This window comes from Streptomyces lavendofoliae (genome assembly GCF_014649735.1).
In the GTDB taxonomy this organism is placed as follows: Bacteria; Actinomycetota; Actinomycetes; order Streptomycetales; family Streptomycetaceae; genus Streptomyces; species Streptomyces lavendofoliae.
Genome location: NZ_BMTP01000015.1, coordinates 154,238 through 168,103 on the forward strand (window position 1 = coordinate 154,238; position 13,866 = coordinate 168,103).

12 protein-coding genes are annotated in these 13,866 nt (G+C 74.9%); 7 read left to right on the forward strand and 5 right to left on the reverse strand.

Going from position 1 to position 13,866, the window contains the following annotated elements; translation table 11 throughout:
* The first annotated feature begins 92 nt into the window (after window positions 1-92).
* The 5 genes from IE109_RS26075 (at window position 93) to IE109_RS26090 (ending at window position 4,372) form a co-directional block, all read left to right on the forward strand.
* Window positions 93-1,409 (forward strand): sensor histidine kinase, encoded by a 1,317-nt coding sequence (locus IE109_RS26075; RefSeq protein WP_189553776.1) that lies wholly within the window; start codon window positions 93-95, stop codon window positions 1,407-1,409.
* Entirely contained in the window at window positions 1,406-2,071 is a 666-nt protein-coding gene (locus IE109_RS26080; protein WP_189553777.1) for a response regulator, read from the forward strand. The genes IE109_RS26075 and IE109_RS26080 overlap by 4 nt, the downstream gene beginning before the upstream one ends.
* Window positions 2,072-2,224: 153 nt before the next feature.
* A complete protein-coding gene (locus IE109_RS33770; RefSeq protein WP_268251488.1) occupies window positions 2,225-2,446 on the forward strand; it encodes a cytochrome ubiquinol oxidase subunit I in 222 nt (73 codons plus the stop codon).
* The gene (locus IE109_RS33775; RefSeq protein ID WP_268251489.1) at window positions 2,446-3,525 is read left to right on the forward strand and encodes a cytochrome ubiquinol oxidase subunit I; all 1,080 of its coding nucleotides are present in this window, start codon (window positions 2,446-2,448) and stop codon (window positions 3,523-3,525) included. The genes IE109_RS33770 and IE109_RS33775 overlap by 1 nt, the downstream gene beginning before the upstream one ends.
* A gap of 16 nt (window positions 3,526-3,541) precedes the next feature.
* On the forward strand, window positions 3,542-4,372 hold the full coding sequence (locus IE109_RS26090) for a cytochrome d ubiquinol oxidase subunit II (protein ID WP_189553778.1): 831 nt from the start codon (window positions 3,542-3,544) through the stop codon (window positions 4,370-4,372).
* Between the two features lie 60 nt (window positions 4,373-4,432).
* On the opposite strand, the gene IE109_RS26095 is transcribed toward IE109_RS26090, so the two are convergent.
* Both IE109_RS26095 and IE109_RS26100 read right to left on the reverse strand, forming a co-directional pair.
* The gene (locus IE109_RS26095) at window positions 4,433-5,578 is read right to left on the reverse strand and encodes an AI-2E family transporter (RefSeq protein ID WP_189553809.1); all 1,146 of its coding nucleotides are present in this window, start codon (window positions 5,576-5,578) and stop codon (window positions 4,433-4,435) included.
* A 289-nt stretch (window positions 5,579-5,867) separates the two neighbouring features.
* On the reverse strand, window positions 5,868-6,062 hold the full coding sequence (locus tag IE109_RS26100) for a DUF3046 domain-containing protein (RefSeq protein WP_189553779.1): 195 nt from the start codon (window positions 6,060-6,062) through the stop codon (window positions 5,868-5,870).
* A gap of 79 nt (window positions 6,063-6,141) precedes the next feature.
* On the opposite strand from IE109_RS26100, the gene IE109_RS26105 reads away from it, so the two are divergent.
* Entirely contained in the window at window positions 6,142-7,050 is a 909-nt protein-coding gene (locus IE109_RS26105) for a hypothetical protein (RefSeq protein ID WP_189553780.1), read from the forward strand.
* Between the two features lie 46 nt (window positions 7,051-7,096).
* Here IE109_RS26105 and IE109_RS26110 read toward each other — a convergent pair whose 3' ends face one another.
* Genes IE109_RS26110 through IE109_RS26120 form a run of 3 tightly spaced genes read right to left on the reverse strand, consistent with a single transcriptional unit; the run spans window position 7,097 to window position 9,079 of the window.
* Complete coding sequence (locus tag IE109_RS26110) at window positions 7,097-7,417, reverse strand: AzlD domain-containing protein (RefSeq protein ID WP_189553781.1); 321 nt, start codon at window positions 7,415-7,417, stop codon at window positions 7,097-7,099.
* The gene (locus tag IE109_RS26115; protein ID WP_189553810.1) at window positions 7,414-8,166 is read right to left on the reverse strand and encodes an AzlC family ABC transporter permease; all 753 of its coding nucleotides are present in this window, start codon (window positions 8,164-8,166) and stop codon (window positions 7,414-7,416) included. Before IE109_RS26115 ends, IE109_RS26110 begins: the two co-directional genes overlap by 4 nt.
* 40 nt (window positions 8,167-8,206) lie before the next feature.
* Window positions 8,207-9,079: an AraC family transcriptional regulator gene (locus IE109_RS26120; RefSeq protein ID WP_189553782.1), complete on the reverse strand. Its 873-nt coding sequence runs from the start codon at window positions 9,077-9,079 to the stop codon at window positions 8,207-8,209.
* A gap of 111 nt (window positions 9,080-9,190) precedes the next feature.
* On the opposite strand from IE109_RS26120, the gene IE109_RS26125 reads away from it, so the two are divergent.
* Window positions 9,191-13,810 (forward strand): ATP-dependent helicase, encoded by a 4,620-nt coding sequence (locus IE109_RS26125; RefSeq protein WP_189553783.1) that lies wholly within the window; start codon window positions 9,191-9,193, stop codon window positions 13,808-13,810.
* Window positions 13,811-13,866 lie beyond the last annotated feature (56 nt).

Below are 13,866 nucleotides of genomic sequence, written 5' to 3' on the forward strand. Positions count from 1 at the left end.
GCACGGGACGCTCCTGCCGGCCCGGCCCGCGCACCTGCCCCCCGGCAGGGCGGGCACCGCCCGGCTGCCACCCGGCGCCTATTCTTCGTGGCATGGCCCACCCCTCCTCCGCTCGTCGCGACCGTGCGGTCGCCTGGGCGGCCGACACGGGCGTCACCCTCGCCGTCACCCTGTTCGTCGTCGTCTGGACGGCGGTGGCGACGCTCCGGCCCGGGTACGGCGGTGAGCCGCTCGCCCGCACCGTGACCGGCTGGGTGCTCGTGGCCGTCGGCTGCGGCGCCCTGCGGTACCGGCACCGCCGGCCCGTCGCCGTCGCGGCGGTCACCCTGCTGGCCTGCTGCGCCTACTACCCGCTCAGCGAGCAGGACGGCCCGCTCATGGTGACCTTCGCGGTCGCGCTGTACACCGCCGCCGCCGAGGGCCGTTTCGCCGCCTCCGTCGCCCTCGCCGCCACCACCCTGCTCGCCGTCGGAGCCGGCGAGGTCCGCCAGGCGCCCGGCAACCGCCAGATCGACGACACGTCCCTGGTGATGCTGGCCGGCTGGCTGATCAGCCTGGTGGCCGTGGGCCGGGCGCAGCGCACCCGCACCGCCTACCTGCACGAGGCCGAGCAACGGGCGCTCGCCGCCGAGCGGGAGCAGGAGGCGAGGGCGCGGCAGAGCGCCACCGAGGAGCGACTGCGCATCGCCCGCGAAGTCCACGACGTCCTCGGCCACAGCATCTCGCTGATCAACGTCCAGGCGGGCGCCGTCCTTCACCGGCTGAGCAGGAACCCCGCCCCCGAGACCGCCCTGCCGGCCGCCCGGGAGGCGCTGGAGGCGGTCCGGGCGACGAGCAAGGACGCCCTGCGCGAGCTGCGCTCCACCCTGGGGGTTCTCCGGCAGGCCGACGAGGCCGCCCCGACCGCGCCCGCCTCCGGCCTCGACCGGCTCGGCGAACTGGTCGAGCGGGCCCGTTCGGCGGGGCTCGACGCCGAGGTCCGTACCGAGGGCACCCCCCGCCCACTGCCGCCGCCCCTCGACCTCGCCGCGTACCGCATCGTCCAGGAGTCCCTCACCAACGTGACCCGGCACGCCCGCGCGCGCACCGCGCTGATCACCCTCACCTGGGCCGGCGACGAGCTGCGCCTGTGCGTCGAGGACGACGGCGAGGGCTCGTCCGGCGCCCACGCGCCCGCCGGCCAGGCACCGGCCGGAGACGCGCCGCGCGGGGACGCGTCCCGCGGACACGCGCCGGCCGGGCGCGCACCGGGCAGCGGCATCCGGGGCATGACGGAACGGGCCAGGGCCCTCGGCGGCGATCTCACCGCCCACGACACCGCCGACGGCTTCCGGGTCACCGCCCGGCTGCCGCTCCGCGCGGCGCCCACCGGGGCGCCGCTCACCACGCCCGAGGGGGACCAGGAATGATCCGCGTCGTACTCGCCGACGACCAGACGCTCGTACGGGCGGGGTTCCGCTCCATCCTGTCCGGCGAGACCGACATGGAGGTGGTCGGCGAGGCGGCCGACGGCGAGCAGGCCGTCGCCCTCGCCCGCGAGCTGCGCCCGGACGTCGTGCTGATGGACATCCGCATGCCCGTCCTCGACGGCCTGGAGGCGACCCGCCGGATCACCTGCGACGACCGCCTGGAGGACGTCCGGGTGGTCATCCTCACCACCTTCGACATCGACGACCACGTCTACGGGGCGCTGCGCGCGGGCGCGTCCGGCTTCCTGGTGAAGGACACCGAGCCGATGGAACTGCTGCACGCGGTGCGCGTGGTGGCCCGCGGTGACGCCCTGATCGCGCCGGCCGTCACCCGCCGCCTGATCGCCGAGTTCGCCGGCCGCGGCCGGCGGCCGGATCCCGGGCCCCGTCTGAGCGCCCTCACCGAGCGCGAGCGCGAGGTGATGGGACTCGTCGGCGCGGGCCTGTCCAACGACGAGATCGCCCGGCGGCTGGTCCTCTCCCCCGCCACCGCGAAGACGCACGTCAGCCGGATCATGACCAAGCTGGCGGTCCGGGACCGCGCGCAGCTGGTGATCCTGGCGTACGAGTCGGGGATGATCACCCCGGGCTGGCTCGCCTGACGGCACGGCGGCGTCGGGGTCTTCTCCGGGTCCTCGCGCGCGGGTCCGCAACCCACGGGGTACGCGCGCGGCGTCACCCACAACCCCGGGTGCAGGGACACTGACCACCGGGGGCCGACGCGGAGCCCCTGACCGTGCACCGACGCTGGGCGGGTGAACACCGACGTCCTCGATCTCGCGCGCCTGCAGTTCGCCCTCACGGCGGGCGGACACTTCCTCTTCGTGGCCCTGACGCTGGGGCTGGCCACCGTCGTCGCCGGCCTGCAGACCCGGGCGGCGTTCAGCGGCAAGCCGCTGCACGCGCGCATGGTGCGGTTCTGGGGACAGCTCTACGTCATCAACTACGCGGTGGGGATATCGTCACCGGCATCGTGATGGAGTTCCAGTTCGGGCTGAGCTGGAGCGGGCTGACGCACTACGCGGGCAACGTCTTCGGCGCGTCCCTCGCCGTCGAGACGATCGTCGCGTTCTTCGTCGAATCCACCTTCCTGGGCCTGTGGATCTTCGGCTGGAACCGTTTCGGCAGGTGGACGCACCTGGCGATGATCTGGGTCGTCACGCTCACCGCGTATCTCTCCGCCTACTGGATCCTCGTCTCCAACGGGTTCCTCAACCACCCGGTCGGGTACCGCGTGGCCGACGGGAAGCTGGTACTCGACGACGCCGTGGCCGTCCTCACGAACCCGGCCGCCCTGCTCGCCTTCGGTCACATCCTCGGCGGGGCCCTTCTGACGGCGGGCTTCTTCGTGGCGGGCGTCAGCGCCCACCACCTCTTCCGGCGGACCCCGGAGCGGGAGTTCTTCGGCCGGAGCCTGCGTGTCGGGGTGTTCCTGTCGTTTCCGGCGCTGGTGGTCACCGCCGCCTTCGGCGGGGTGCAGCTGACGGCGCTGGCGGAACTCCAGCCCATGAAGTCGGCCGTCTTCCGGCAGCAGGCGGCCGACGTCGCGCGCGTGCAGGCGGACATGGCCGCCCGGTTCGGCCCGGGCGACTACGTGCCCTCCGAGGCGTGGACGCGCGGCGGCGCGCTCGTCATGCTGATCGCCTTCGGACTGATGATGTACCTCGCCCTCGCCGGGGTCGTCCTGGCCTGCTTTCCCAGGGCCGTCCACCGGTTCCGGCTCTGGCACCTGGCCCTGATGGCCGCCGTACCGCTGCCGTACCTCGCCATGACCGGCGGCTGGGTGTTCCGGGAGGCCGGCCGGCAGCCCTGGGTGGTGTACGGGCTGCTGAGGACACAGGACGCGGTCTCGGACGTCTCGCCGGCCGCCATGCGGGCCTCCCTCGCCGTGTTCACCACCCTGTTCGCCGTCCTCGCCGTGGTCAACGCCCGGCTGCTGGTCCGGTACGCGCGCCGCGGCCCCACCGACACGGGGCTCGGCCGGGACGACCGCGCACCGGACGGCGACACACCGGACGGCGACCCGGCCGGTTCCCTGCCCGCGACGCGCTACTGAGGACCGAGGAGCCGTCATGGAAACCCTTGCCGTCGCCCTGCTCGGCTTCTTCACCGCCGGGTACTTCGTCCTCGCCGGCGCCGACATCGGCACCGGCATGCTCCTGCCCTTCCTGGGGCGCACCGACCGGGAGCGGCGCCTGGTGATCGCTTCCTTCGCGCCCTTCTTCCTGGGCAACGAGGTGTGGCTGATCGCCACCGCCGGGCTGCTCGCCGGCTGCTTCCCCGACTTCGAGGGGGTGCTGTTCACCGGCCAGTTCGCCGTGCTGGTACCGCTGCTCGCGGGCTGGATGGTGCGGGACGCGGGCCTGTGGCTGCGCGGGCGCGCCTCCGGCGCCGGCCGGGACCCCGACGCCGCCGCCGGCCGGGGCTCCGTCCCCCGCGGCGGCCGGGTGTGGCGGCCGGCGTGCGACGGGGCGGTCGTCTGCGGCAGCTGGGTGGTCGCCCTGTCGTGGGGCCGGTTGCTGGCCTCGCTCTTCGCGGGGACGCCGGGCACCGCCGCCACCGGGGCGGGCGCGGTCGTCGCCGCCCTCGCCGTCGCCGCGCTGTTCGCCGCCCATGGGGCCGGCTTCGCCTCGGTACGGCTGACGGGGGCGCCGTACGCACGCGCCCGCCGGCTGACCGGCCGCACCCGCGCGTGGCGGTCCTTCGCGCTGACCGGCTCCCTCATGGCAGCGGTGCCGGTCCTCGCCGGGCTCTCCCTGCCGCTCGCCGCTTCGGCCGCGGACGGCGCCACGCTCGCCCTGCTCGTCCCCGCCCTCCTGGTGATCACCCCGTTCCTGGTCGCCGCCCAGGGCTGGACCTGGTGGGCCTTCCGGCACCGGGTGAGCGGCCCGTCGTACCTATGACCCGTCCCTCCCGCGAGCCGGCCGGGGCGGGCACCGGCCGAGACCCGGCCCGGACGGGCCTCAGGCGCCGCCGGAGGGCGGTTTCCGGGCGTCCTGCTCCCTCTTGGCGCGCAGGGCCCGCTGCACCCGCGCGAGGACGGCCTCGCCGTGCCTGCGGTGACCGTGCACGCGCGGGTCCTCCGTCACGTCGTACCGCTTCACGTAGGCGCCCAGGAAGGCCTGGAGGGTGGCGACCGCCGGGATCGCGATGAGCGCGCCCACCGCTCCCAGCAGCGCGGTACCGGCGACGACCGACCCGAAGGCGACCGCCGGGTGGATGTCCACGGTCTTGGCGGTGAGCTTGGGCTGCAGCACGTAGTTCTCGAACTGCTGGTACACCACGACGAACACCAGCACCCACAGCGCGTACCAGGGGTTCTCCCGGAAGGCGATCAGCATCGGGAGCGCGCCGGCCAGGTACGTGCCGATGGTGGGGAGGAACTGCGAGACGAGGCCGACCCAGACCGCGAGCGCGGGCGCGTACGGCACGGCCAGGAACTGCAGCAGGACGTAGTGGGCCACGCCGGAGATCAGCGCCATCAGTCCGCGCGAGTACAGGTAGCCGCCGGTCTTGTCGACGGCGATCTCCCAGGCGCGCAGTACCTCGGCCTGTTTCGCGGGCGGCAGGACGGAGCACAGGGCCCTGCGCAGCCGGGGACCGTCGGCCGCGAAGTAGAACGAGAACAGGAAGATCGTCAGCAGCTTGAACAGCCCGCCGAGCACGGTCGCGGAGACGTCCAGCACCCCGCTCGCGCTGTTCTGCACGTACTTCCGCAGCCAGTCGGAGCGCAGCAGGCTGTCCTGGACCTCGACCCGGGAGAGCTCGGTGTGGAAGGTGTGGTTGATCCAGTTGATGAGCGAGTCGAGGTACTGGGGGAAGTCCTCGACCATGTCGACGATCTGGCCGGCCAGCATCGAGCCGAGCAGCACGACGAACCCGACGCCGGCCGCAAGGACGACGAAGAACACCAGGAAGGTGGCCAGGCCGCGGCGCATCCCCCGGGCGGCCATCCGCCCCACGGCCGGCTCTATCGCCAACGCCAGGAAGAACGCGATGAGGATGTTCACCAGCAGGCCGATGAGCTGGTGGAACGCCCAACTGCCCAGCTGGAAGCACGCGTACAGGGCGAGGGCCAGCACCATGGCCCTCGGCAGCCAGCGAGGCATACGGGCGGCGGGCAGCCCGCCTCCGGCCGGGGTGCCCGGCGCCGGCGCGGCGGCCCTGCTCGGCGGCACGGTCGCGGCCGCGTTCGGAGCCGGTGACGCGGGTTCGCGCGTCACCGGCTCGGTGCTCGTCGGCTCGGCGGTCGTCGTGTCGGCGGTCGTCGTGTCGGCGGTCGTCGTGTCGGTGCTCGTCGTCTCGGTCTCGTCAGTCGGGGCCACGGGGCAAGTCTCGCTCACGGCTACGACATCCGGCCGACCAGCCCGGTGAACACTCTCCCGGGGCGGGACCGCGTCAGCGCTTGTCCGCGGGGACGTCCATGGCCGCGCACACCGCGCGCCACACGTCCTTCGCCTCCCACCCCGCGTCCAGCGCCTGGTACACCGTCCGGCCGCCCAGCTCGGACATGACGTGGTCCCGAGCGAAGGACTCGGCGTAGACCTCACCGAAGTGGTCCGCCATCCGCTCCCAGAAAATCGTCAACCGCATGCCTCGAGTATCCCGCTCCTGAGAGTGCAGCCCTGCCCCCGGCCCCCGTCGAAAGCCCTTTCCGCCCTACGGTCGGACCATGGCTGCGACTCCCCTCTCACGTGCCGAGCACTTCATCTGGCTGACGGCCCGCGTGCTCGAACAGCGCCGCTTCGCCCACCACTTCCTGGGGGGTGGCGCCGACTCCGTCGAGGCCGCCCTGTCGGCGTACCTCAATGAGGACGGGGGTTACGGACACGCGCTGGAACCGGACCTGCGCGGGCCCGTGAGCCAGCCGCTGCACACCGCCCACGCGCTGCGGGTGCTGGACGCCATCGGCCGCTGCGGCGGACTGCGCGTGGAGCGGGTGTGCCGCTACCTGACGGGGGCGTCCACCCCGGAAGGGGCCCTTCCGGCGCTCCACCCCTCCATCCGGGGCTACCCCGCCGCCCCGTTCCTGCCGGTCACGGACGACCCGCCGGGCGACCTGCTGGCGACCGGCCCGGTGGTCGGACTGCTCCACCGCAACCAGGTGTGGCACGCGTGGCTGTTCCGCGCCACGGACTTCTGCTGGGCCGCCGTCGACGCGCTGGAGAAGACTCACCCGTACGAGGTCCAGGCCGCCGTCGCGTTCCTCGACGGCGTTCCGGACCGGGCGCGCGCGGAGGCCGCCGCGGACCGGCTCGGCCGTCTGGTGCGGGACCAGCGGCTGGTGGTGCTGGACCCCCGCCGCCCGGACGACCATCCGGTCGCCCCGGGATACGCCCCCGGGGAGCACCACTTCCCGCACGACTACGCGCGCGTGCCGGGCTCCCTCGCCCGGCGCTGGTTCACGGACGAGGAGATGACCCGTTCCCTGGACCACCTCGCGGCCGAGCAGGACGCGGACGGCGGCTGGCCGATCAGGTGGCGGCAGTGGGCCCCGGGGACGGCCCTGGAGTGGCGGCCGATCGTCACGATCGAGGCGCTGCGCACGCTGAGGGCGCACGGCCACCGGATCGGACTCTGAGCCGGCACCGCCCGGCGGCGCCCCCCTCGCGGCCGCCCCGTCCCGCTCAGCCGCCGAGCGCCCGTACGACGGCCGTCACCACGACGGCGGCGGCGACCACGACCAGGAAGGGGGCGCGCAGCACCAGGGCGAGCGCGGCGGCGGCGAGCCCGGCGCCCCGGGCGTCCACGACCAGCGCGCTGCCGGCGCCGAAGGTCTGCTGGGCGGTCAGCGCGGCCAGCAGGGCCACGGGGAGCAGAGCCGAGAGCCGCCGCACGAGCGGCCGCTCCAGCGCGCCCGCCGGCACCAGCAGCCCGAGCAGCTTGAGGAGGTAGCAGCCGGCCGCGGTCAGGCCGATGGCGAGCCAGACGGTCGTCGGTCCGTTCATCGGTCCGCCCCCTTCGCCGTACGGCCGGCCCGGCGGCCCTCGCACCACAGCACGACGGGTGCGGCGAGCGCCGCGACCAGCACCGGCACCCCCGCGGGCAGCACCGGCAGGAATCCGAGGCCGAGGACGACGGCGACCCCGGCGACCGCGCGTTCGGTGGCCGTCCGCAGCATGGGGGCCAGCAGGGCGAGGAAGACGGCCGGCCCGGCGGCGTCCAGGCCCCACGCGTCCGTGTCGCCGACGGCCTCGGCGCCCAGCGCCCCGAGGAGGGTGGTCAGGTTCCACAGCACGTAGAGGGTGAGCCCGGTGACGGTGAACCCGACACGCGCGGCCCGCCGGTCCGGCTGCGCCAGCGACACGGCCGCCGTCTCGTCGATGACCCAGTGGGCGGCGAGCGGCCGTACGGGGCGCGGCAGGGCCAGGAGCTGTGAGAGCCGCAGCCCGTAGAAGGCGTTGCGGGTGCCGAGGAAGAAGGCCCCGGCGGCGGCGGTGAACGGGTTGCCACCGGCCGCGAGCGCTCCGACCAGGGCGAACTGCGAGGCGCCGGTGAAGACCAGCAGGCTGAGCGCGCAGGTCTGGAGCAGGCTGAGACCCGCCCCCGCCGAGGTCACCCCGAAGGCGAAGCCGGAGAGTCCGACGGCCACGCCGACGCCGAGCGCGTCGCGTACGACGGCGCGGTCGGGGCGGCCGGCCGGTCCGGCCTCCGGGACGGGGTGCGGGGAAGCGGGTTCGGACCCGGGTCCCGGTATCGCTGACGCTGGTGCTGTTCGTTCTGCCACGCCGGTGACGTTACGCACCGGGCGCCTGCCCGGTCTTGTACGTTCTTGCGCGCTCCCGCTGGTAGGCGCCCGGGGGCACTCCGACGATCCGGGTGAAGTGGCGGTTGAGGTGCGGCTGGTCGGTGAACCCGACCGTCACGGCGGCGGCGGCCGGGGCCGTACCGGACTCCAGCAGGCGGCGGGCGGTGCGCACGCGCGCGTTGGTCAGCCAGGTGTGCGGAGGCATCCCGTAGGCCGCCTTGAAGGCGCGGAGAAGGGCGAACGGGCTGGTGGCCAGCTCCGCCGCGAGTTGCTCCAGCGACGGCGGCTCGGCCATGCGCTGCTGGAGCAGCTCCCGGGCCAGGGCGGCCGTGCGGGCTCCGGCGGCGAGCGGTTCACGCCGTGGCATCGGCCGGCCGTGGCGGCGCAGCAGGCGGGCGACGGCCACCCGCAGGAGGCTGTCCGCGGCGAGCGCGTTGCCCTCCTCCGCCGCGCGGTGGACGGCACGGACGAGCTGGGCGGTGTCCTCGTCCTCGACGATGGTCTCGGCGAAGCCGACGGTCCCGCGCAGGGTCGTCTCCTCCCGCGCGATCGAGGCGACGAGCGCGGCCGACGGGTAGAGGGTCGCGTACGACCAGCCTTCGGGCACCCCGGCGTGGGCGGAGTGGGGCACCTCCGGGTTGATCATGACGACGGTGCCGGGGCGGGCCCGGATGGTGCCCTCGGGCATGACCACGTCCTCCACGCCCCGCCGCACGGCGCCCAGGACGTACCCCTCGTGGCTGTGCCGGGTGAAGGAGTGGCGTACGTAGCGGGCGCGGAGCAGGTCGAGCCCGGGCACACCGGGGTACTGCCAGTGCCTGGCCCACTCGCCTTCCCGCCCGTCGTGCCGCCCGCTCGCCATGCCCCCATTCTGCGTCGGGCGGCGGGCCGCCGGTGGGCGCGTCCGGGGCGTGGACGCCCCGGGCGGCGGCGCCGCGCCGGATTGTCAGTGGCGGGGTGCACGATGGGGGGCATGGCCAGGACTGCGCTCGACTCCTTCTCCCCCGCGACCCGCGGCTGGTTCACGGGGGCCTTCAGCGCGCCCACCGCGGCCCAGGAGGGTGCCTGGCGTGCGATCGGGGAGGGCGCGGACGTCCTGGTCGTCGCGCCGACCGGGTCCGGCAAGACGCTGGCCGCGTTCCTGGCCTCGCTGGACCGGCTGGCGTCCACCCCGCCGCCCGCCGACCCCAAGAAGCGCTGCCGTGTGCTGTACGTCTCCCCGCTCAAGGCCCTGGCCGTCGACGTGGAGCGCAACCTGCGCAGTCCGCTGACCGGCATCCGCCAGGAGTCCGTCCGGCTGGGGCTGCCCGAGCCGGACGTACGGGTGGGCATCCGCTCGGGCGACACCCCGGCCGCCGAGCGCCGTTCGCTCGCGACCAGGCCGCCGGACATCCTGATCACCACGCCCGAGTCGCTGTTCCTGATGCTTACCTCGGCCACGCGGGACGCGCTGTCCGGCGTCGAGACGGTGATCCTGGACGAGGTGCACGCGGTGGCCGGCACCAAGCGGGGCGCCCATCTGGCGCTGTCCCTGGAGCGGCTCGACGAGCTGCTGCCGCGCCCGGCCCGCCGCATCGGCCTCTCCGCGACCGTGCGCCCGGTGGACGAAGTCGCCCGGTACCTGTCGCCGCAGCGCCGGGTGGAGATCGTCCAGCCCGCCTCGGGCAAGGAGTTCGACCTGTCCGTGGTCGTCCCGGTCGAGGACCTGGGCGAGCTGGGAGGGGCGCCCGCGAAGGACACGGACCAGGCCGAGCGCCCGTCGATCTGGCCGCACGTCGAGGAGCGGATCGCCGACCTCGTCCAGGCGCACCGGTCGACGATCGTCTTCGCCAACTCGCGGCGGCTGGCCGAGCGACTGTGCAACCGGCTCAACGAGATCGCCTACGAGCGGGCCACCGGGGAGTCCCTCCCCGAGGACCGGTCGCCCGCCGAGGTGATGGCGCAGTCCGGTGCCGCGCAGGGCGCACCGCCCCTGCTGGCCCGGGCGCACCACGGCTCGGTGTCCAAGGAGCAGCGGGCGCTGGTGGAGGAGGACCTCAAGGCGGGCCGTCTGCCGGCCGTGGTGGCCACCTCCAGCCTGGAGCTGGGCATCGACATGGGCGCGGTCGACCTGGTCGTCCAGGTCGAGTCGCCGCCGTCGGTGGCCTCCGGCCTCCAGCGCGTCGGACGCGCGGGCCACCAGGTGGGCGCCGTGTCCACGGGCGTGGTGTTCCCCAAGTACCGGGGCGATCTGGTGCAGGCGGCCGTCGTCACCGAGCGGATGCGCTCCGGTTCCATCGAGTCGATGCGGATCCCGTCCAACCCGCTGGACGTGCTGGCCCAGCAGCTGGTCGCCATGGTGGCCCTGGACACCTGGCAGTTCGACGATCTCCTCGCCCTGGTGCGGCGGGCCGCACCGTTCGCGTCGCTGCCCGAGTCGGCGTTCACCGCCGTCCTGGACATGCTCGCCGGGCGGTACCCGTCCGACGCGTTCGCGGAGCTGCGCCCGCGCGTGGTGTGGGACCGGGTGACCGGCGCGGTGACCGGCAGGCCCGGCGCGCAGCGCCTCGCCGTCACCTCCGGCGGCACGATCCCCGACCGGGGCCTGTTCGGGGTGTTCCTGGCGGGCTCCGACCCCAAGAAGGGCGGCGGCCGGGTCGGCGAGCTCGACGAGGAGATGGTGTACGAGTCGCGCGTCGGCGACGTGTTCACCCTGGGCACCTCGTCGTGGCGCATCGAGGACATCACACGCGACCGGGTGCTGGTCTCCCCCGCTCCCGGGGTCCCGGGCCGGCTCCCGTTCTGGAAGGGCGACCAGCTGGGCCGCCCGCTGGAGCTGGGCCGCGCGGTGGGCGCCTTCCTGCGCGAGGTCGGATCGCTGGCACCGGACGACGCGCGGGCGCGGCTGCTGGCGGCGGGTCTGGACACCTGGGCGGCGGACAACGTCCTGGCGTACCTGGACGAGCAGCGCCAGGCCTGCGGTCATGTGCCCGACGACCGGACCATTCTGGTGGAGCGGTTCCGCGACGAGCTGGGCGACTGGCGGGTGGTGGTGCACTCGCCGTTCGGCGCGCAGGTGCACGCGCCCTGGGCGCTGGCCCTCGGTGCCCGGCTCACCGAGCGGTACGGCATGGACGCCCAGGTGATGCACGCCGACGACGGCATCGTGCTGCGGCTGCCGGACGCGGACCTGATGGGCCTGGATTTGCTCGACCAGGAGCCGGCCGCCCCGGGCAGGGAGTACGACGACGACAAGGCGCCGGTGGGCGCCGCCGACGTCCTGTTCGACAAGGACGAGGTCGACCGGATCGTGACCGACCAGGTCGGCGGTTCGGCGCTGTTCGCCTCCCGGTTCCGCGAGTGCGCGGCCCGCGCCCTGCTGCTCCCGCGCCGCACTCCGGGCAGGCGCACTCCCCTGTGGCAGCAGCGGCAGCGTGCCGCGCAGCTGCTCCAGGTGGCGAGCGAGTTCGGTTCGTTCCCCATCGTCCTTGAAGCGGTCCGGGAATGCCTCCAGGACGTTTTCGACGTCCCGGGCCTCAGGGAGCTGATGGGCGACATCGAGTCCCGGCGCGTCCGGCTGGTGGAGGTCACCACCCGCGAGCCGTCCCCCTTCGCCCGCTCGCTGCTCTTCGGGTACGTGGCCCAGTTCCTGTACGAGGGCGACTCCCCGCTCGCCGAGCGGCGGGCCGCCGCGCTGTCGCTGGACTCCCGGCTCCTGTCGGAGCTGCTCGGGCAGGCCGAGCTGCGCGAGCTGCTCGACGCGGACGTGCTGGCCGAGCTGGAGGGCGAGCTCCAGTGGCGCACCGAGGACCGGCGGGTGAAGGACGTGGAGGGCGTGGCCGACCTGCTGCGGGTCCTCGGTCCGCTCACGGACGCCGAGCTCGCCGAGCGCGGTGCCGACGCGGAGTGGCCGCGGCACCTGGCGCGGACCCGCCGGGCGATCCAGGTGCGTATCGCGGGCGCCGACCACTGGGCGGCCGTCGAGGACGCGGGCCGGCTGCGCGACGCCCTGGGCACGGCCCTCCCGGTCGGCGTCCCCGAGGCGTTCACCGAGCCGGTCAAGGACCCGCTCGGCGACCTCCTCGCACGGTACGCGCGCACACACGGCCCCTTCACGTCCGCCCGGGCCGCCGCCCGGTTCGGGCTCGGCTCCGCCGTCACCGACGGTGCCCTGCACCGCCTGGCCGCCGCCGGACGTGTCGTCCAGGGTGAGTTCCACCCGTCCGGCATCGGCCAGGAGTGGTGCGACGCGGCCGTCCTGCGCCGGCTCCGCCGCCGGTCGCTCGCCGCCCTCCGGCACGAGCTGGAACCGGTACCGCCGGCCGCTCTCGCCACCTTCCTGCCCCAGTGGCAGCATCTGAGCGGCAACAACCTGCGCGGGATCGACGGCCTGGCCCGCGCCGTGGAACAGTTGCAGGGCGCGTCCGTCCCCGCCTCCGCCCTGGAGAAGCTGGTCCTGCCCTCCCGCGTGGCCGGGTACAGCCCCGCCATGCTCGACGAGCTGACCACCACGGGCGAGGTCGTGTGGGCCGGGGCGGGCGCCCTGCCCGGCAAGGACGGCTGGGTCTCGCTCTACCTGGCCGACGCCGCGCCCCTGCTGCTCCCCCAGCCTCATCCGCTGGAGCTGACCGCCCTGCACGAATCGGTCCTGGCGACGCTCTCCGGCGGGTACGGCCTGTTCTTCCGCCAGATCGCCGACCAGGTCCGTGCCACCACTCATCCCGAAGCCACCGACCCCCAGCTGGCCGACGCGCTGTGGGACCTCGCCTGGTCGGGCCGGCTGACCAACGACACGCTGGCGCCGCTGCGCTCCCTGCTCGGCTCGGGCCGTACGGCGGGCTCCACCGCCCACCGCGCCAAGCGCACCGTCCCGCGCGGCCGGTACGGCACCCTGACCGCCGCCGCCCGCACGGCCTCCCGTTCCGGCCCGCCCACCGTCAGCGGCCGCTGGGCCCTCCTCCCGCCGCCGGAGCCGGAGCCCACCCACCGGGCCCACGCCCTGGCGCGCACCCTGCTGGACCGGCACGGCGTGGTCACGCGCGGCGCGGTGGCCGCCGAGGGTGTGGAGGGCGGCTTCTCGGCGACGTACCGCGTCCTGTCCGCCTTCGAGGACACCGGCCAGGCCCGGCGCGGCTACGTCGTCGAGGGGCTCGGAGCGGCCCAGTTCGCCATGGACGGGGCCGTCGACCGCCTCCGCGCGGCGGCCAACGCCCGTGACCGGGCCGAGCCGGGCGCCGCCCCGCGCGCGGTCGTCCTCGCCGCGGCCGACCCGGCGAACGCGTACGGCGCGGCCCTCCCCTGGCCGGAGCCCCCCGCCGGCGCCGGCCACAAACCCGGCCGCAAGGCGGGCGCCCTCGTCGTCCTCGTCGACGGCGAACTCACCCTCTACGTGGAGCGGGGCGGCAAGTCCGTGCTGTCCTGGGCGGACGAGCCGGACGATCCGGCCCTCGGGGCCGCCGCCGAGGCCCTCGCGGCAGCCGCCCGGGCCGGTTCCCTCGGCACCGTCACGGTGGAGCGGATCAACGGCGGCGCGGCCCTGACCTCCCCCCTGTCCCGCTCACTGGAAACGGCGGGCTTCCACGCGACCCCGCGCGGTCTGCGCCTGCGCGCCTGACCCGCAGCGCGCACCCGGACCACGCACCCGGCCGTGTCCACCCCGCGCACTGGGCC

What these genes read in the sequence shown, in the direction of transcription:
- IE109_RS26075 (WP_189553776.1), top strand. Translation starts at nt 93, where the DNA reads ATGGCCCACCCCTCCTCCGCTCGTCGCGACCGTGCGGTCGCCTGGGCG.
- IE109_RS26080 (WP_189553777.1), top strand. Translation starts at nt 1,406, where the DNA reads ATGATCCGCGTCGTACTCGCCGACGACCAGACGCTCGTACGGGCGGGG.
- IE109_RS33775 (WP_268251489.1), top strand. Translation starts at nt 2,446, where the DNA reads ATGGAGTTCCAGTTCGGGCTGAGCTGGAGCGGGCTGACGCACTACGCG.
- IE109_RS26090 (WP_189553778.1), top strand. Translation starts at nt 3,542, where the DNA reads ATGGAAACCCTTGCCGTCGCCCTGCTCGGCTTCTTCACCGCCGGGTAC.
- IE109_RS26095 (WP_189553809.1), bottom strand. Translation starts at nt 5,578, where the DNA reads ATGCCTCGCTGGCTGCCGAGGGCCATGGTGCTGGCCCTCGCCCTGTAC.
- IE109_RS26100 (WP_189553779.1), bottom strand. Translation starts at nt 6,062, where the DNA reads ATGCGGTTGACGATTTTCTGGGAGCGGATGGCGGACCACTTCGGTGAG.
- IE109_RS26105 (WP_189553780.1), top strand. Translation starts at nt 6,142, where the DNA reads ATGGCTGCGACTCCCCTCTCACGTGCCGAGCACTTCATCTGGCTGACG.
- IE109_RS26110 (WP_189553781.1), bottom strand. Translation starts at nt 7,417, where the DNA reads ATGAACGGACCGACGACCGTCTGGCTCGCCATCGGCCTGACCGCGGCC.
- IE109_RS26120 (WP_189553782.1), bottom strand. Translation starts at nt 9,079, where the DNA reads ATGGCGAGCGGGCGGCACGACGGGCGGGAAGGCGAGTGGGCCAGGCAC.
- IE109_RS26125 (WP_189553783.1), top strand. Translation starts at nt 9,191, where the DNA reads ATGGCCAGGACTGCGCTCGACTCCTTCTCCCCCGCGACCCGCGGCTGG.